The 17,478-nt window shown below is 72.5% G+C and carries 13 protein-coding genes; 4 read left to right on the top strand and 9 right to left on the bottom strand.

The features are described from left to right. Positions 1 to 54: 54 nt before the first annotated feature. Positions 55 to 1,035: a helix-turn-helix transcriptional regulator gene (locus ACZ499_RS03775; protein ID WP_468409822.1), complete on the top strand. Its 981-nt coding sequence runs from the start codon at positions 55 to 57 to the stop codon at positions 1,033 to 1,035. A 79-nt stretch (positions 1,036 to 1,114) separates the two neighbouring features. On the opposite strand, the gene ACZ499_RS03770 is transcribed toward ACZ499_RS03775, so the two are convergent. Together ACZ499_RS03770 and ACZ499_RS03765 are read right to left on the bottom strand one after the other, a co-directional pair. Continuing rightward, positions 1,115 to 2,110 carry a sigma-70 family RNA polymerase sigma factor gene (locus ACZ499_RS03770; RefSeq protein ID WP_468671874.1) on the bottom strand — a complete coding sequence of 332 codons (996 nt, stop codon included), beginning with the start codon at positions 2,108 to 2,110 and terminating at the stop codon, positions 1,115 to 1,117. Between the two features lie 370 nt (positions 2,111 to 2,480). Next, a complete protein-coding gene (locus tag ACZ499_RS03765; protein ID WP_468672096.1) occupies positions 2,481 to 3,239 on the bottom strand; it encodes a dioxygenase family protein in 759 nt (252 codons plus the stop codon). A gap of 168 nt (positions 3,240 to 3,407) precedes the next feature. Here ACZ499_RS03765 and ACZ499_RS03760 point away from each other — a divergent pair, with 168 nt between their 5' ends. Next, positions 3,408 to 3,920, top strand: coding sequence for a MarR family winged helix-turn-helix transcriptional regulator (locus ACZ499_RS03760; RefSeq protein WP_468409820.1), 513 nt, complete (start codon positions 3,408 to 3,410; stop codon positions 3,918 to 3,920). A gap of 69 nt (positions 3,921 to 3,989) precedes the next feature. Here the strand turns inward: ACZ499_RS03760 and ACZ499_RS03755 are convergent, their stop codons facing one another. Both ACZ499_RS03755 and ACZ499_RS03750 read right to left on the bottom strand, forming a co-directional pair. Beyond that, positions 3,990 to 5,531: an MFS transporter gene (locus tag ACZ499_RS03755; RefSeq protein ID WP_468671871.1), complete on the bottom strand. Its 1,542-nt coding sequence runs from the start codon at positions 5,529 to 5,531 to the stop codon at positions 3,990 to 3,992. 91 nt (positions 5,532 to 5,622) lie between these two features. Next, positions 5,623 to 6,279 (bottom strand): TetR/AcrR family transcriptional regulator, encoded by a 657-nt coding sequence (locus ACZ499_RS03750; protein WP_067160152.1) that lies wholly within the window; start codon positions 6,277 to 6,279, stop codon positions 5,623 to 5,625. Between the two features lie 272 nt (positions 6,280 to 6,551). On the opposite strand from ACZ499_RS03750, the gene ACZ499_RS03745 reads away from it, so the two are divergent. Further along, complete coding sequence (locus tag ACZ499_RS03745) at positions 6,552 to 7,862, top strand: M6 family metalloprotease domain-containing protein (protein ID WP_468671868.1); 1,311 nt, start codon at positions 6,552 to 6,554, stop codon at positions 7,860 to 7,862. Between the two features lie 208 nt (positions 7,863 to 8,070). Here ACZ499_RS03745 and ACZ499_RS03740 read toward each other — a convergent pair whose 3' ends face one another. From ACZ499_RS03740 to ACZ499_RS03725, 4 genes are all read right to left on the bottom strand, one after another. Then, positions 8,071 to 9,783, bottom strand: coding sequence for a class I adenylate-forming enzyme family protein (locus ACZ499_RS03740; protein ID WP_468671866.1), 1,713 nt, complete (start codon positions 9,781 to 9,783; stop codon positions 8,071 to 8,073). A 64-nt stretch (positions 9,784 to 9,847) separates the two neighbouring features. Then, positions 9,848 to 11,800, bottom strand: coding sequence for an anthranilate synthase family protein (locus ACZ499_RS03735; RefSeq protein WP_468671864.1), 1,953 nt, complete (start codon positions 11,798 to 11,800; stop codon positions 9,848 to 9,850). Continuing rightward, positions 11,797 to 12,456 (bottom strand): isochorismatase family protein, encoded by a 660-nt coding sequence (locus ACZ499_RS03730; protein ID WP_468671862.1) that lies wholly within the window; start codon positions 12,454 to 12,456, stop codon positions 11,797 to 11,799. The genes ACZ499_RS03735 and ACZ499_RS03730 overlap by 4 nt, the downstream gene beginning before the upstream one ends. 203 nt (positions 12,457 to 12,659) lie before the next feature. Beyond that, positions 12,660 to 13,832, bottom strand: a complete 1,173-nt coding sequence (locus tag ACZ499_RS03725) for a 3-deoxy-7-phosphoheptulonate synthase (RefSeq protein ID WP_468671860.1) — start codon at positions 13,830 to 13,832, stop codon at positions 12,660 to 12,662. A 464-nt stretch (positions 13,833 to 14,296) separates the two neighbouring features. Between ACZ499_RS03725 and ACZ499_RS03720 the strand changes: the two genes are divergently transcribed. Next, entirely contained in the window at positions 14,297 to 15,526 is a 1,230-nt protein-coding gene (locus tag ACZ499_RS03720; RefSeq protein ID WP_468671858.1) for an IS701 family transposase, read from the top strand. Here the strand turns inward: ACZ499_RS03720 and ACZ499_RS03715 are convergent. Next, on the bottom strand, positions 15,505 to 17,472 hold the full coding sequence (locus ACZ499_RS03715) for a helix-turn-helix domain-containing protein (RefSeq protein WP_468671856.1): 1,968 nt from the start codon (positions 17,470 to 17,472) through the stop codon (positions 15,505 to 15,507). The genes ACZ499_RS03720 and ACZ499_RS03715 overlap by 22 nt on opposite strands. Positions 17,473 to 17,478: the final 6 nt, after the last annotated feature.

The following is a 17,478-nucleotide window of genomic DNA, read 5'->3' as shown; positions in this document are numbered from 1 at the left end:
GTTAGACCTTATGTAGGTCAGACTGCGTCCTAATTTTCCCGCATCCTGGATCTCATGACGGACACCCCGGCTCGGCTGCTCCAGCTCCTGTCCCTGCTCCAGACGCCCCGCGAGTGGCCCGGCGGCGAGCTCGCCGAGCGGCTCAGTGTCTCGCGGCGCACGGTCCGCCGGGACGTCGACCGGCTGCGCGAGCTCGGCTACCCGGTCCAGGCGACGCTCGGCGCGGACGGCGGGTACCGGCTGGTGGCCGGGAAGGCGATGCCGCCGCTGGTCCTCGACGACGAGGAGGCGGTGGCCATCGCGGTCGGGCTGCGGGCGGGCGCGGGGCACGCGGTGGACGGAGTGGAGGAGGCGTCGGTACGGGCGCTGGCCAAGCTGGAGCAGGTGCTGCCGTCCCGGCTGCGGCACCGGGTCTCCAGCCTCCAGGCCGCGACGATGCCGCTGGTGGGGCCATGGCGGGGGGACGGCGCGACCGTCGACCCGCACACGCTGACCGTGATGGCGTCGGCCGTCACCGGCACGGAGCGGCTGCGGTTCGACTACCGCAAGGGCGACGGCAGCGAGTCGCGCCGCCAGGTCGAGCCGTACCGGCTGGTGTCGACGGGGCGGCGGTGGTACCTCGTCGCGTACGACATCGAGCGCGAGGACTGGCGTACGTTCCGGGTCGACCGGGTGGAGTCCCCGTTCGCGACGGGGTCGCGGTTCGCGCCCCGGGAGCTGCCCGCGCAGAACGCGGCGGAGTTCGTGAGCCGGTCGCTGTCCCGGATGCAGCCCGAGCTGGACCTGGACGTGACGTTCGAGGCGCCCGCCGACGTGGTGGCGGCGCGGCTCGCGTCCACGATGGGCACGCCGGTGGCGCTCGGGGAGGCGCGGTGCCGGCTGCGGGCGCGGGTCACGGAGTCGCTGGAGGGGGTGGCGATCCGGCTGGCGCTGCTGGACTGCGAGTTCGCGGTGGTGTCGCCGGTCGCCCTGACGGAGTACCTGGCGAAGCTGGGCGGCCGGCTCACCCGGGCGGCGGAGCCGCAGCCGGGGTAGCGGGCACGGGCAAGGGGGAGCCCCCGGCACCAGGGGGGGAGGGTGCCGGGGGCTCGTCCGTGGGGGCTGGGAGCGGCGCTTACGCCGCCGCGTCGAAGCCCGTGTCCCTTGCCATCTTCTTCAGTTCGAGCAGCGCGTGCTTCTCGATCTGGCGGATGCGCTCACGGGTCAGCCCGTGCTCCTTGCCGACCTCCGTCAGCGTGCGCTCGCGGCCGTCGTCTATTCCGTACCGCATCTTGATGATCGAGGCGGTGCGCTGGTCGAGCTTGCCGATCAGGTCGTCGAGCTCCTCGCTGCGCAGCAGCGTGAGCACGGACTGCTCGGGGGAGATCGCCGAGGTGTCCTCCAGGAGGTCGCCGAACTGGGTCTCGCCCTGGTCGTCGACCGGCATGTTGAGCGAGACCGGGTCGCGCGCCCAGTCCAGGACGTCGATGACCCGCTCGGGCGTGGAGCCCAGCTCCGCCGCCACCTCGGTCGCCTCCGGCTCCCGGCCGTGCTCCCGGTTGAACTCGCGCTGGACGCGGCGGATGCGGCCCAGCTCCTCCACCAGGTGGACGGGGAGGCGGATGGTGCGGGACTGGTCGGCTATCGAGCGCGTGATGGCCTGGCGGATCCACCACGTCGCGTACGTCGAGAACTTGAAGCCCTTGGCGTAGTCGAACTTCTCCACCGCGCGGACCAGGCCCGCGTTGCCCTCCTGGATCAGGTCGAGCAGCGGCAGGCCCGCCCTCGGGTAGCGCCGGGCGACGGCGACGACGAGGCGGAGGTTGGAGCGGATGAAGAGGTCCTTGGCCCGGTCACCGGCGGCGACCAGGGCTTCGAGCTCCTCGTGAGAGGCGCCGCCCGCCTTGCTCTCCACCTCTCCGTCGAGGATCCGGCGTGCGTAGACACCCGCCTCGATGGTCTGGGAGAGCTCGACCTCCTTGGCGGCGTCGAGCAGCGGGGTGCGCGCGATCTCGTCCAGGTACATCCCGACCAGGTCGCGGTCGGCGATCTCCCCGGTGACGGCGCGAACACTGCTTCCCGACCCGGATCCGCTGCTGGCGGTCCGACGGGCGACGGCGCGGGTTGCCATGCGTGCTCCCTTGCTGTGTAGGTCGCGACACCCTCCCGGGTGCCCTGCATCCGATGGAAACAACGGCTGGAATCCGGACAGAATTCCCGTCCCGCCCATCGATTTTCCTGATCATGCAGTACCCTGTGCCGCCACCAGGGGCGGACGGATGCCGCGGGAATGTACAGAGGCGCAGGTCAGGCCCGGTCCCGGGACGCTCCGCCACCGGCCGCGGCCGCCGCCCGATGAGACCGGCGTCACACCCGAAACAGTTGCCTTCACCCCGGAAGAGCCCCATCCCCGTTTTCCGCTCTCCCACCCTGAAGACGACCTGCGCCGCCTTCTGGTTGCTCAGGATGTCCAAACTGCCCGAATTCTCGGGTACCCCTCCTCAGCCGAACTGCACCGACCTCTTCGCCAGCCCCATCCAGAAGCCCTCGATGACGCTGCGGACCCCGCCCAGCTCGCCCTCCGAGGCGCCCAGGGTCACGAACAGCGGGGCGAAGTGCTCGGTGCGCGGGTGCGCGAGGCGGCCCGCCGGGGACTTGTGCTCGAAGTCGAGGAGGGCGTCCACATCGGCGGCGGCCAGGGCGCGCGCTCCCCAGTCGTCGAACTCGGCCGACCATCCGGGCACCCCACCCGCATGGCGCAGCGCCGCCAGGTTGTGGGTGAAGAAGCCGCTGCCGACGATCAGGACGCCCTCGTCGCGCAGGGGCGCGAGCTTGCGCCCGATGTCCATCAGCTTCTGGGGGTCGAGCGTGGGCAGGGAGATCTGGAGGACCGGGACATCGGCGGCCGGGTACATCTCCACCAGCGGGACGTACGCGCCGTGGTCGAGGCCGCGGTCCGGGATGTCCTGGACCGGCGTCCCTGCGCCGCGCAGCAACTTCCGTACACTGTCGGCGAGTTCGGGGGCGCCGGGAGCGGCGTACCGCACCTGGTAGTAGCGCTCGGGGAAGCCCCAGAAGTCGTACACCAGCGGGATCGTCTCGACGGCGCCGAGGGCGAGCGGGGCCTCCTCCCAGTGGGCGGAGACCATCAGGATCGCCCTGGGGCGGGGCAGCCCGGCCGACCAGGCGGCCAGCTCGTCCGGCCAGACGGGGTCGTCGGCGAGCGGCGGGGCGCCGTGCGAGAGATAGAGGGCGGGCATCCGCCCCGCACCGGAACCGGAGGCACCGGCGGCGTCGGCGGCAACTGCGGAGGTGGCGGTCATGGCGGACTCCCTGTCTACTGGACCCAGTATCTACTTGAACTCTAAAGCTTTCCCTTATGCCGAGATTAGCCCGATCTTGTTCAACTTTCAAGGAGTGGCCGTACAGTGGATTCCATGACCACCACCCCCGCCGAGGAGCCGCGCTGGCTCAGCGACGACGAGCAGGCCACCTGGCGTGCCTACCTCCATGCCACCACGCTCCTGGAAGACCACCTGGACCGCCAGCTCCAGCGCGACGCCGGGATGCCGCACATCTACTACGGCCTGCTCATCCAGCTCTCCGAGGCGCCCCGGCGGCGGCTGCGGATGACGGAGCTGGCCATCGGCGCCAAGATCACCCGGTCCCGGCTCTCGCATGCGATCGCCCGCCTGGAGAAGAACGGCTGGGTGCGGCGCGAGGACTGCCCCTCCGACAAGCGCGGCCAGTTCGCGGCGCTCACCGACGAGGGCTTCGCCGTCGTGGAGCGCACCGCGCCCGGCCATGTGGCCGCCGTGCGCCAGGCGATGTTCGACCGGCTCGGCCCCGAGCAGGCCGAGCAGCTCGGGAAGATCATGCGGGTGATCGCCGAGGGCCTGCAGCCCAAGGACGCGAACGCGGACCTGCCCTGGCTCCGCTGAGCCGGACAGATCCGCGTTCCTTGCGTGTCTTGCTTTCCGCTTACGCGTCCCCCACGTAGGCGGCGGGCGTCAGTGGGCGACCACCGGGACCCGGATCTCGTCCTCGACGCCCTCGGCGTCGCCGGAGCCGGTCAGCGAACCGGTGTCCGGGCGGCCGGTGTTGATGAGGGTGACCGCGATCGCCGAGGCGAGCACCAGGATGCCGACCGCCCACCAGATGGCGCTGGTGAAGCCGTGCACCATCGCCTGGAGCTTCAGCAGCTCCACGCTCTTGGCCCCGGCGGCGTGCGAGGTGACGTACGCCGTGGTGGCCGAGGCGGCGATGGTGTTCAGGAGGGCCGTGCCGATGGCGCCGCCCACCTGCTGCGAGGTGTTGACCATGGCGGAGGCGACACCCGCGTCACGCGGCTCGACGCCGATCGTGGCCAGCGACATGGCCGGCATGAAGGCGGTTCCCATGCCGAGGCCGAGCAGGATCTGCGCCGGCAGGATCAGCCCGGCGTACGAGGTGTCGATCTGGAGCTGGGTCAGGATCAGCATGCCGATGCCGGCGGTCAGGAAGCCGGGGCCCATCAGCAGGCGCGGCGGGACCCGGGTCATCAGCCGGGCGCCGATCTGAGTGGAACCGGTGATCATGCCCGCGATCATCGGCAGGAAGGCGAAGCCGGTCTTGACCGGCGAGTAGCCCTTCACGACCTGCAGGTAGTACGTCAGGAAGAGGAAGAGGCCGAACATCGCGATGATCGCGAGGCCGAGGGAGAGGTAGACCCCGCCCCGGTTGCGGTTGGTGATCACGCGCAGCGGCAGCAGCGGGTTCTTGACCTTGGCCTCCAGGACCACGAAGGCGAGCAGCAGCACGGCCGAGGCGACGAACATCGACACGGTCAGCGTGTCCGCCCAGCCGGCCGACTCGGCGCGGGTGAAGCCGTACACCAGGGCGACCAGGCCGAGGGTGGAGAGGATGACGCCCGGGACGTCCAGCGTCGAGCGGTTGCGGGTGCCGGAGGGCTCACGGATGACGAAGTAGGCACCGGCGGCCGCGACGATCGCGAACGGGATGTTGACGAAGAAGGTCCAGCGCCAGTTCAGGTACTCGGTGAGGAAGCCGCCGAGGATCAGGCCGACGGCGCCGCCGCCGCCCGCGATCGCGCCGTAGATACCGAACGCCTTGGCGCGCTCCTTGGCGTCGGTGAACATCACCGCGAGCAGGGAGAGCGCGGCGGGCGCGAGCAGCGCGCCGAACGCGCCCTGGAGCGCGCGGGAGCCGAGCAGCATGGCCTGGCCGGTGGCCGCGCCGCCGAGCGCGGAGGCCGCGGCGAAGCCGAGCAGACCGACGACGAAGGTGCGCTTGCGTCCCCAGAGGTCGGCTATGCGGCCGCCGAAGAGCAGCAGACCGCCGAAGGCGAGGGCGTAGGCCGTGATGACCCACTGCTTGTTGCCGTCGGAGATGCCCAGGGCGGTCTGGGCGGAGGGCAGGGCGATGTTCACGATCGTCGCGTCGAGCACGACCATGAGCTGGGCGAGCGCGATGAAGGCGAGGGCCTTCCACCGACTGGGGTCAGGAGCGAGGTCCTTGGGCTGATTTTTCCGAGCCTCGACTGTTTTGGACATGGGTGTAGCCACCTTGGGACGCGATGTGCGATGAGCGGAGTGCTGAAGTACGGGTGCGGTAAGCGGAGTTACCGCCCGGCCGCGGCTTCGGTTACGGCTGGCTGAGGTCCTGCAGGGTCGCCGCCGTCCCCGGCAGCCCGGACCTCGCCGGGGCCATGAGCCCGTCGAGGAAGAGCTGGAGATGACGGTGGACGAACCGGTCCATGTTCGGGCACGCGGTGCCCGGCAGCGGCCGGGTGAGCTGGGTGAGGGCGACCATCAGATCGCCCACGTCGACGTCGTCGCGCAACTGGCCGCTGCGCCGGGCCCGCGCCATGAGGTCCCGGACGGCCTCGTCCAGTCGCTCGCGGGAGGCGTTGAGCTCCGGCAGGTCCTTGTCGAAGCCCTCGGAGAGCATCGGGCACAGGGCTCCGATGCGCTCGTCGGCCGCCGCGAACACGAACCGCCGCAGCGCGGCGAAGGCGTCGGGCTCCTCGGCGGTCGCGGTCTCCGCGGCCGTCGAGACCCGCTCCATGACCGCGAGCACCACGCTGGTGATCAGCTCGGCGCGGTCCTTGAAGTGCCGGTAGAGCGTGGCGTTGCCGATGCCCGCGCGCCGCGCGATCTCGTCGAGCGGCACCATGGCGCCCTCCTCGACGAACATCTCGCGCGCGGCCGCGATGATCCGCTCCCGGTTGCGCAGGGCGTCGGCCCGCGGCCGCGGGGCGCGACGGGGCTCCGCTGCGGTGGTCGGGGTGGCGGTGGACACGGCGTGCTCCTTCTCGTACGTACGAAGTCGTCGTCCGAACCGGAAGCGGGGAAGCTCTCCCCGTTTCGGCGGGACACAGGTGCAAACGGGGAAAGGTTCCCCGGTTATTTCCGGCCGGGCGATCTGTTTGATGTGACCTGAGTCACATATTCCTCTGGGGAAACCACACGCGCGGCCCACCCAGCGCGCGCCTGCGACACGCCCGACACAGGGTGATCGCACGAGCGCAGTCAGGAGCCGCCTGCTGCCGGTGGCCGAAGGCGAGCGTGCGCATGGAGGAGCCCGGCAGACCGCGCCGTCGGATATCCGGCGGGCCGCGCGACCCGCGCCGCCGCCGGGCCCTGGCGGGCGCGGCCCTCGCCGCCGTCGTGCTCGCCTCGATGACTTCGGGCAGCACCACCCTGGCACCCCCCTTCCGGGCGTCGGCCGGGCCGGTGGCCACCGGCGGCGAGGCGGCGCTCGGCCCGTGCCGGATCACCGCCACGCTCGGCGTGCAGATGTCGGAGGGCGTGCCCACCCCGCCCGGCTACGCCCACTCCACGGGCACGGTCCGCGCCCTCACCCTGATGATCGACTTCCCGGACGCGCAGGGCACGGAGCCCGCGCTGAGCCGGTACGCGGAGTTCTTCCCGCAGACCACCCAGTGGTTCCGCACCGCGTCGTACGGGCGGCTCGACTACCGGCCCGACATCCCCCTCCCGCAGTGGCTGCGGATGCCGCAGGCGTTCTCGGCGTACGGCATAGAGCGCGGCTCGCCGTACGAGCCGGGCTACCGGCGGCTGGTCAAGGACATCGTGGCGGCGGCCGACTCACGGGTGAACTTCGCGACGTACGACCTGGTCAACATTCTGATGTCGCCGAACGCGGGGCCGTCCGCGCTGGACACGGTGCTCTCGGTGACGTTCTCCGGGAACGAGGACGCGCCGCTCGCGGACGGCGTCCCGCTCTCCAACACGTCCTTCGTCTACAGCCGCCAGGACGACGGCTCCGGCTCGTACCGCGAGACGGGCTACCGGGTGCTGCCGCACGAGAACGGCCACGTCTTCGGCCTGCCCGACCTCTACACGCCCGAGGGTGGGGGCGCGGTCGGCCACTGGGACATCATGTCCGAGGACTGGGGCGCCAACAACGACATGCTCGGCTGGCACAAGTGGAAGCTGGGCTGGCTCGACAACACGCAGGTGGGGTGCGCGGCGGCGGGGGCGGGCGTGAGCGAGTACGTGCTGAGCCCGCTGTCGGCGCCCGGCACCGGCCGCAAGCTGGTCTTCGTACCGCTGTCGGACGAGTCCGGTTACGCCCTGGAAGTACGCAGCCGGACCGGCAACGACGAGGCGGTGTGCAAGCCGGGGGTGCTGGTGTACCGGGTCAGCACGGACGTCGACACGGGCCGGGGTCCGGTCACCGTCGCGGACAGCGCAAAGGACAGCGGGGGGTGTACCCGTCGCCCCAACGTGCACGCCGAACTCTCCGATGCGCCGTTCGCGGCGGGGGAGACGTTCACGGACCGGGAGCGGGGGGTGCGGGTGTCGGTGCTGGGGGTGGACGAGCTGGGCAACTACCGGGTGCGGGTGGCTCGGGGCTGAATTTCCCCCACCCCGCCCCTTCCCTGACCCCCCGGGGGGGGGCGTCCGTCGGCTGCGGACCGTGGTGGGTTGCTCGCGCAGTTCCCCGCGCCCCTGGAAGCGCCCCTGCGGGGCGCCCCGGAGATTGCCGCGCAGCGGCATCTAAGGGGCGCGGGGCTGTGACATTGTGCGGCTCCGCCGCGTGGGCGCGACCAGCGCCCACCGGCCCTCAGCCGACGGACGCCCCTCGGAGGGGGCAGGGAAGGGGTGGGGTGGGGGACTCCAAAGCCGCGGACACCTCCGCCCGAAGCTCCCGCTTCAGCACCTTCCCCGTCGCATTGCGCGGCAGCGGAACCGTCCGCAGCAGCACATGCGCGGGCACTTTGAACGCGGCCAGGACGCGCCCCGCATACGCCCGAAGCTCCTCCGGGGTCACAGGCGAAGCCACCTGCACCACCGCCGCCACCTCCTCCCCCAGCTCCGCATGCGGCGCCCCCACCACCGCGGCGTCCAGCACCGCCGGGTGCCCCTGCAGGACCGACTCGACCTCCACGCAGTAGACGTTCTCGCCGCCCCGGATCACCACGTCCTTGATCCGGTCGACGACCGCGACCCGGCCGTCCCGGGCCACCGCCAGGTCGCCGGTCCTGAACCAGCCTTCCACGAAGGCCTGTTCGGTGGCGGCGGGGTCGTTCCAGTAACCCCGCACGTTCGACTGGCCGCGCAGCCAGAGCTCGCCCACCTCGCCCTCCGGCACGTCGGCGCCGTCCTCCCCGACGACCCGCACCTCGGTGGTGGGCGTCGGGCGGCCCACGCTGTCCGGCCGGTCCCGGTACTCGGCTCCGAAGTTGGCCAGCACTCCCCCGCTGGTCTCGGTCAGCCCGTACCCGTTGCGCGGCTCCATCCGCTCCCCGTACCGCGCGGTGAGCCGCCCCACCAGGGTCGGCGGCGCCGTGGACCCGCCGGTGTTGAACATCCGCAGCGACTCCATCGGGTCGCCCGCCCGCTCGGCCTCGTCGAGGAGTTGCAGGGCGGTGGTGGGGACGCCCGCGTAGTGGGTGACGCCGTGCTCGCGGATCAGGGCGAGCGCCCGCCGGGCGTCCCATTTGCGCATCATGACCAGGGTGCCGCCCGACCCCATCACCGAGTAGAAGCCGCTGAATCCGGCGACGTGGAAGAAGGGGTAGGTCACCAGGGACACGGGGGCCGGGCCCTGCCCCGGAATCAGGCCCCGGCCGAGCGCCGACGCGGCCGCGTGGAAGCGCGGGTTCATCGCGGCCCCGGCCTGCGCGAGGTGCGTGGCGACGGCGCCCTTGGGGCGGCCGGTGGTGCCGGAGGTGTAGATGATCGTGGCGTCGTCGTCCGGTGAGACGGTCACGTCCGGCGGCCCTGCGGCGGGGTCGGCCTCGCCCAGGTCCTCGTACGCCTCGAATCCCTCCGGCAGCGGGCCCGCGCCCTCGAAGACCACGCCCCGCACCCGCGCCTTGCGCGCCCAGCCCTCGACCCTCGCCAGCCGCTCCCCGTCCACGAGCAGCACGCCGGGCGCGCAGTCGTCGAGCGCGTACGTGAGCTCCGCCTCGGTCCACCAGGCGTTCAGCGGCACCGCCACCAGGCCGGCCAGCTGCGTGGCCCAGAACGCGATGTGCCACTCGGGGAGGTTGCGCATGGCCACCACCGCGCGGTCGCCGGGCCGCAGCCCGTACGCCTCGACCAGCCGCCGGGCCAGCGCGGAGGCGGCCGCGAAGAACTCCGCGTAGGTGTGGGTGCCGCTCTCCGCCACCAGGAAGGGGCGGTCGCCGTACGCCCAAGTGACCTCCACGAACTCGCGCAGGGTCCGCGGGCCCCCGGCGTAGACGGGCACCCCGTCCGGCCCCCGCTCGACGGCGAAGGGCGCCCCGGGTGCGGTGAGGAGCGCTTCTGCGGCGGCGGGGGTGTACGGCACGGGGTGCCCTCCTGGGCGGCGGGTGCGGGTCGCGAGGCTCCCCCCAACATAAACGCCGTCCCTCTCAGCCTGCTCGGCGCGCCTTCCCCGCGAGCGGTCCCCCGCCGGAGCGGACCACTCCGGTCAGTGCCTCGGCGAGGATCCGTACACCGTCCTCGGTGAGCACGGACTCGGCGTGGAACTGCATCGAGGCGAAGCCCTGGCCGCGCAGCGCGTGGACCTCGCCCGTGTCCGGGTCGCGGCTGATCTCGATGACGCCGTGGTCGGGGTGGGTGAGCTTGTCGTCGGCGCTGCGGGCGGCGAACGTGTTGTAGAAGCCCACCCGCTCGTACGCGCCGAACAGGTCGATCTCCTTCTGGACACCCTGGTTGGGGGTGTCGCGGCGGGCCAGGCCGAGGCCGAGCAGGGTCGACAGGACCTGGTGGCTGAGGCAGACGGCCACGAACGGGCGCCGCTCGTCCAGGAGCCGGGTCACCGCGCCCCGCAGATGCGCGATCTTGGGGTGGGCGGTCTCCCGGGGGTCGCCCGGGCCGGGGCCCATGACGACCAGGTCGTGGTCCTCGGTCGCGTACGGCTCGTCGAAGCGACGGACCGTCACTTCAAGCCCCAGGGCGGCCAGTTCATGGCCGATCATCGAGGTGAAGGTGTCCTCCGCGTCCACGATCAGCACCCTGCGCCCGGCGAGCTCCTCGACGGGGGCGGCCCGCTGTCCGGGGTCGCGCAGCCAGAAGCGGGCGATGCGGTCGTTGCGCCGCTCCAGCGCCTCGCGCACCCGGGCGTGCCCGGCGAACCGCTCGACGGCGCCCGCACCGGGCGCGCCGGTGGCGTCCGCGTCGAGGGCGGCGAGGAGCCCGGCGGCCTTCGCCCGGGTCTCGGCGACCTCGCTCACCGGGTCGGAGTGGCGCACCAGGGTCGCGCCGACACCGATGCTGAGCCGCCCCTCGTCACTGATGTCGGTGGTGCGGATGAGGATGGCGGTGTCCATGGTGCGCCCGCCGTGCTCGTCCCGGCCGATGAGGGCCATGACGCCGCTGTAGTAGCCGCGCCCCTCCGGCTCGTACCGGGTGATCACCTTGCAGGCGCTCTCCAGCGGGCTGCCCGTCACGGTGGGGGCGAACATCGTCTCGCGCAGGATGTCGCGCACATCGTGGCCGGTGCGGCCCTCGATGAAGTACTCGGTGTGCGCGAGGCGGCCCATCTCCTTGAGGTACGGGCCGACGACCCGGCCGCCGCCCTCGCAGATCCGCGCCATCATCTTGAGCTCTTCGTCGACGACCATGTAGAGCTCGTCGGCCTCCTTGCGGTCGGCCAGGAAGGCCATCACGCCGGGCAGGTCGGGGCCCGCCGCCGGATAGCGGTAGGTGCCGCTGATGGGGTTCATCACTGCGGTGCCGCCGTGCAGGCTCACATGGCGCTCGGGGCTGGCGCCGACGAAGGTGCGCCCGCCGGTGTGCACCAGGAACGTCCAGTACGCGCCGGACTCCCGCTCGACCAGGCGCCGGAAGAACGACAGGGCGCTGTGCGGCGTGTAGGGCGTGATGTCCGCGACGAACGCGCGCTTGATGACGAAGTTGGCGCCCTCGCCGTTGCCGATCTCGCGCTCGATGACATCGCGCACGATCGCCGCGTAGCTGTCGTCGGCCACGTCGAAGCGGCCGTTGGTGAGGGTGACCGGCTCGTCGGGCAGCCGGCGCAGCGCCTCGGTGAGCGGCAGTTCGCCCTGCTCGGCCACGGACATGACGAGCAGCGGCTCGCCGTCGTCGGTGCTGGTGAAACCGCGCTCGGAGATCTGCCGGTACGGGACGACCGCCAGCACCTCGTGGCGGGCGCCGGGGCCGGGGGGCGCGTCGGGCAGCGGTATCCGGGCCAGCGCGTCGACGGCGGACACCTCGCCGAGCAGCACTTCGAGGACGTCGCGGCCCAACGTCTCGGGCCGGTGCAGCAGGGCGTACGCGGCGGGGCCCTGGGCGAGCACCCGGCCCAGGAGGTCCCGGTCCGAGGGGAGTGCGGCGGTCATCGGCCCGCCCCGTCCGCGGGGGCGAGCTCGGCGAGGACCGACTTGGCGGTGGTGACCACGGCGCAGCGCTCGGCCGCGTAGTTCAGGGCGAGGCGGTGGTACTGCTCGGAGAAGTCCGCGACCGCGTCGGCGACCAGGAAGGGCTGGATGTCGTTGGTGAACGCCTCCACGGCCGACATCAGCACGCCCACGTGCGCGTACACCCCGCAGATGATCAGCTGGTCGCGGCCGGCCGCGCGCATCCGCTCCAGCAGGTCCGACTTGAAGAACGCGCTGTAGCGCCACTTGGTGAACACCCAGTCGTCCGAGCCCGGTTCGAGCTCCTCGACCACCTGGCGGTCCTCCGGGGAGACCCGCATGCCCGGACCCCAGAAGTCCTTCAGCAGCCCGCGCTCCTGCTCGCTCATCCCGCCGGGCTGCGCGGTGTAGGCCACCGGGATCCCGGCCGCGGCGCAGCTCTCGCGCAGCAGCACGGCGTTGCGCACCAGGGTGCCGCCGGGCGACTGGTCCGCCGGGAAGGGCCGCAGGAAGTAGCGCTGCATGTCGTGGACGAGCAGCACCGCCCGGGCGGGGTCGACCGTCCAGGTCGCGGTGTTCGCGGGAAGGTCGCCCTCGGAGGGCATCGGATACGGATCGATGGAGGGCAGGCCCGCCATGGGTGGTCCTTTCGCTGTGCTCGCTGTGCCGGTACGTGCCGAGTCGCGCCAAGCGCTCCGCCGGAAGTGGGGTTCATCGGCTGCGGGCTGTCTGTGGCTGGTCGCTCCCCCAAGTTCTCGGCTCCGCTCGAACAGGGGGGACCTCCGTCGCGGCGGAGCCGCACATGTCACAGCCCCGCGCCCCTGAGGGGGCGCCGGCCGCGTCAGCCGAGCCAGGCCGAGGCCACCGAGACCGCCTGGCGCGGGTTGAGGCGCGGGTCGCAGAAGCTCGTGTACTTGTCGCCGACCTCGTGCAGCCGGTCGTGGTCGGTGACGCACTCGGTGACGTCGTCCGGGGTGGTCTCCAGATGGATGCCGCCGGCAGTGCCGCCCGCCGCGGTGACCGCGCGGTGGAACTCCACGACCTCCCGTACGACGGTCTTCACCAGCCGCGTCTTGAGTCCCTCGGGGCCGTTGACGGTGTTGCCGTGCATCGGGTCCGTCAGCCAGATCACCGGGTGGCCCGCCGCGCGCACCGCCGCCACCAGCGCCGGCAGCCGCTCCCCCACGGTGTCCGCGCCCATCCGGGCGATCAGCGTGAGGCGTCCGGGCACCCGCTCGGGGTCGAGCTTCTCGCACAGCGCCAGCAGGTCCGCCGAGGTCATTGCCGGGCCCACCTTGCAGGCCACCGGGTTGGCCACGGCCGCGAGCAGCGCCACATGGGCGCCGTCCACCTGCCGGGTGCGCTCGCCGATCCACGGCCAGTGGGTGGAGGTGAGCAGCAGACGGCCGTCGTCCTGGGTGCGCACCATCGGCAGTTCGTAGTCGAGCAGCAGCGCCTCGTGGCTGGTCCACACCGGCGCCTCGTGCCGTGCCCCGCGCGCCGGGCCGCTCCAGCCGAGCAGCTCCAGGATGCCGCGCGCCGACCGGTAGCCGGTCAGCATGCGGGTGGGGTCGGGCCTGCGTAACTCGGGGTCCGGTTCCGGGGCGTTGACCATGTGGCCCCGGTAGACGGGGAGTTCGACCCCGGCGACCGTCTCGGTGGGCCGGGAGCGGGGCTTGCCGTACTGGCCCGCCAGGCGTCCGACCCGCAGTACGGGCTTGTGCGAGGTCATCCGCATGACCCCGGCCAGCACATCGAGCAGCCCCACCTTGCGGGCCACGTCGCCGTGGCTGTTCTCCGCCCAGTCCTCGGCGCAGTCGCCGGACTGGACGATCTGGACCCGCCCGGCCGCGACCTCGGCCAGCCGCGCACGGAACTGGTCGACGTCGTCCGCCTCGACGAGCGGTGGCAGCGCGGCGAGCTCCTGCCTCACCCGTACGAGTTCCGCGTGGCCTTCCCAGTCCGGTTGCTGCACTGCGGGCAACGAGCGGAGGAACGTGTGGACGCTGTGCACCTGATACCTCCCAGGGGTGGCGTGGCACCGCTCACCCGAAGGGCGGATCAGCAAGCGGCCGGACGCCGAGCCTCGCCGACGGCGGGAGGAAAACCGAAGCGGGTTTCCGCGACTCCCGGAAATGCGGGCGGATTCTCGGCCCGACTTGACGGAGTGTCCCCTCCCGGGCCGCCGACCGGATCCGGCCGGGCGGGCCGCGGCGACTTGCGCGCGCACCGCGCGGCCCCTGACGCCGGGCCCGCGGTGGCGCAGTCACCATCGGGGCGCACCGTACCGCGTGGCGGCCCGCCGGGAACGGGCCCGCGGGCAGGGCCACAGTGACGAGCCACCCACGCGGCGGCGCGATGGGGTGCCCCCTGCACCTCGCCCGTTACGTCGAGTCCCGGCCATTCTCAAAACGGTGGCTTCGACCAGCCGCCCAAACAAAGCTGGAGGGGGTTTCGGTGAGCGTTCCCACCGGGAGTATGAGGTCTGTCTGGAATCGTCGCGCCGTGCCGGCGCAGCGGACTTCACCAGCGGTCATGCACGAGCGCGAGTTCATGCTCAGGGACATGAGCAATGTGCTGTTCGCGTCCTTACCGAGGCGGGACCAGCGGCACAAGGGGGAGCAGTATCTGCGCGGGCTGCTCACGGCGAAGGGGCGCCGGTCGATCAGGAACGTGGCGGCCTGTCTGGGTGATCCCACCCTGGAGCAGACCCTGCACCACTTCGTCTGCAACTCCACCTGGGAGTGGCAGCCGGTGCGCGAGGCCCTGGCCTGCTGGCTCGGCCAGGTGATCTCGCCGCAGGCCTGGGTGGTGCGGCAGATGTCGATCCCCAAGTCCGGCAGCCACTCCGTGGGTGTGGGCCGCAGTTTCGACCTCTACCGCAACCAGATGTTCCACGGCCAGCAGGCCTTCGGCGTGTGGTGCGCGTCGGAGGAGGCGGGGGCGCCGGTGAACTGGCGGCTCGTCCTGCCCGGAGCGGCGGGCGACGAGGAGGGTACGGCCGCCGGTGCGTCCGGCGGAAGGTCCTCCCGCCACACCGTTGAGACGCCCGAGGAGTGCGCCACCACCGCGGCGCTGGAGTTCGCGGGCCTGCACGGCGCCCCGCTGCTCCCCGTGGTGCTCGATCTGCCGGTGCGCGATCCCGGGGCGCTGGTACGGCGGTTCGGCGCGGCCGGGGTGCCGGTGCTGGCGCGCGTCGGGGCGGGCGCCCTGTTCAGCGTGGAGGAGCCCGCCCTGGCCCGGTTCGGCACGGGCCCGCTGCCGGTGCAGCGGATCCTCGACTCGGTGAAGGGGCGCCGTCAGCGGGTCGGCAGGTTCGACCCGGGCGCGCCCTCGGGCGTACGGCACGCTCCGGCGGTCAAGGTACGGGTGGGGCTGCCGGGCGGGACGCCCGTGTTCCGGGACGCCCGCGAGGGCGGGCTCGCGCTGGTCGGGGAGTGGGAGGACCAGCACCGGGCGCCCACCCAGCTGTGGCTCACCAACATGGCCGGCGTGCCCACGTCCACGCTGCTGAGCCTGACCCGGCTGGCCGACCGGGTCGGCCGGGACCTCGCGGACCACGGGGACCGGTCGGGGCTGCGGGACTTCGAGGGGCGGTCCCTGCGCGGCTGGCACTGCCATATGACGCTGGCCTCGGCGGCCCACGCCCTGGAGGTCCTGACCGCGAGCCGCAGGCGGGCCGAGGGCTACTTCCCCAAGGTGTCCTGAGGGCCGGCAACGGCCTCCCGCCGGCCGAGGACCGCCTCGCGCCGGCGGCGCAGGACGTCCCGGGCGCGCAGCAGCCGTAGCGCCAGCTGGGCTTCGGTCGCGCGCTCGGGCTGCTGCCAGCCGGGGCCGAGCAGCTCGGTGATGCGCTCCAGGCGGCGGGTCACCGTGTTGGGGTGGACGTGCAGACCGCCCGCCGCGCGGGTCGGGCTGCTGCCCGCGGCGAAGTACGCCTCCATCGTCGCCACCAGGTGCGTCATGCGCTCGGTGTCGTGGTCGAGCACCGGCCCGATGACCGAGGCGACGAACCCGTCGACGTCGTGGTCGTCGGAGAGCAGCAGCCCGAGGAAGCCCAGGTCGTCGATGGACGCGGCGCTCCCCGCGCCGTCGAGCGCGATCACCGCGTCGAAGCAGCGCAGCGCCTCCTGGTACACCTGGGCCACCGCGGCGAGCGAGGCGGCGGGCCCCGCCGAGGCCACCGTGACGGGCTCGGCGAGCAGCGGCGACAGCTCGCCGGACACCGCACGGGCGACGGCCGAGGCGTCAGTGCCGGGCAGCAGCAGCACGATGTCGCCCTCGTGCACCTTCATCAGACCGGAACTGCGGTACGCGTACGACGAGGACCACACCACCGCCTTGCCGTGCTCCCCGCCCTCCGGCCGGGCCACCACCACGACGTGCGGCGCGTCCGAGTCGATGCCCAGCTGGTGGGCCTGGCGGGCGAGTTGGCCGGGCGACTGGGTCACGGCGGTCAGCAGCCCGTCGAAGAACTCGTCGCGCAGCGGCCCCTCGGCCACGGCCGTGCTGCGCCGCATCACGAGCAGCAGCGCCGCCGTCTGACCCACCGAGCCGAGGAAGTCCCGCTCGTCCCCGGTGAGCGGCCGGTCGGTCCGCAGCAGCACCAGGCCGCGCTCCACACCCGAGCCGACGGGGGCCGCCCAGACGTTCTCCGCGAGCTCCACCGGGCCGCCCGCCGCATGCGCCTCCAGGGCGGCCTCGCGCGTCCGCGCCTCGTCGAGCCCAGGAGGCTCCCCGGCGCAGGCGAGGGTGCGCCCGCAGCCGTCGCTCACCACGAGCCCGGCGTCCAGGGTCCCGGCGGCGGCCTTCGCGAGCTCGTGCAGATCGCCGCCGCCCAGCACCAGGCCGACCAGCGCGGCCAGCGCCCCGGACAGCTGCCGGGTCCGCGCGATGGTGGCCTGCGCGCGGACGCCCGCAGCCTCCAGCTCGGCGATCTCCTTCCGGGAGCGGTCCAGGAGGCGGGCCTTCTCCAGGGCGACCGCGGCGAAGTCCGCCAGGTACCGCATGAAGCTGATCTCGTCGGGCGTGAAGTGCCGCACGACCCGGTCCGCCCCGTACAACGCCCCTATGGGCACGCCGCTCTGGCGGATCGGCACCACCATGATGGCGTGCAGCCCCTCGGCCCGTACGACCGCGTCGAGCTGCTCGCCGTGCGGGATGCGGTCGTCGTTGAGGTAGTCCGCGGTCCAGTAGGGCGCGCCCGACTCCTGCGCCATCTCGCCCAGGCCCCGGCTCTCCTCGACCACGAGCCCCACGTTGAGCGAGGTGGTGTCGCCGTCCGAACTGTGTACGTACGAGCCGCCGCCGGGCCTGCGCAGGCTGATGTAGGCCATGTCGAACCCGAGCAGTCTTCGAGCGCGGCTCGTGATGACCTTGAGCAGGGTGTCGGGGTCATAGGGGATCGTCATGTCGTGGACCGTGTTGACCAAGTCGGCCATCACCGACTCGCGCTGCCGGCGCTGATGACTGGAGGCCTGGATTTTCAGGGCGAGACGGGTCGCTCTTTCGAGTTCCTCCAGCGGCAGCCTGGGCAGGTTTTCGCGGCGGGCGCGGTCGAGCAACTCCTGAAAGTGCCCGGGGGGTGAATCCAGTGCGAGCAGTTCCAGAACGGCCAGCGCCGGGGCATCCGCTAATGCCTTGTCATCCACCATGCCGCC

Source organism: Streptomyces sp. NPDC031265 (genome assembly GCF_055570295.1).
The sequence above is the reverse complement of the archived record's forward strand: the minus strand, read 5'-3'. Positions and strand labels throughout refer to the sequence as shown.

Coding starts and splice junctions, on each gene's coding strand:
- ACZ499_RS03775 (WP_468409822.1), top strand. CDS start 55: ATGACGGACACCCCGGCTCGGCTGCTCCAGCTCCTGTCCCTGCTCCAG.
- ACZ499_RS03770 (WP_468671874.1), bottom strand. CDS start 2,110: ATGGCAACCCGCGCCGTCGCCCGTCGGACCGCCAGCAGCGGATCCGGG.
- ACZ499_RS03765 (WP_468672096.1), bottom strand. CDS start 3,239: ATGCCCGCCCTCTATCTCTCGCACGGCGCCCCGCCGCTCGCCGACGAC.
- ACZ499_RS03755 (WP_468671871.1), bottom strand. CDS start 5,531: ATGTCCAAAACAGTCGAGGCTCGGAAAAATCAGCCCAAGGACCTCGCT.
- ACZ499_RS03745 (WP_468671868.1), top strand. CDS start 6,552: ATGGAGGAGCCCGGCAGACCGCGCCGTCGGATATCCGGCGGGCCGCGC.
- ACZ499_RS03735 (WP_468671864.1), bottom strand. CDS start 11,800: ATGACCGCCGCACTCCCCTCGGACCGGGACCTCCTGGGCCGGGTGCTC.
- ACZ499_RS03730 (WP_468671862.1), bottom strand. CDS start 12,456: ATGGCGGGCCTGCCCTCCATCGATCCGTATCCGATGCCCTCCGAGGGC.
- ACZ499_RS03720 (WP_468671858.1), top strand. CDS start 14,297: ATGAGGTCTGTCTGGAATCGTCGCGCCGTGCCGGCGCAGCGGACTTCA.
- ACZ499_RS03715 (WP_468671856.1), bottom strand. CDS start 17,472: ATGGTGGATGACAAGGCATTAGCGGATGCCCCGGCGCTGGCCGTTCTG.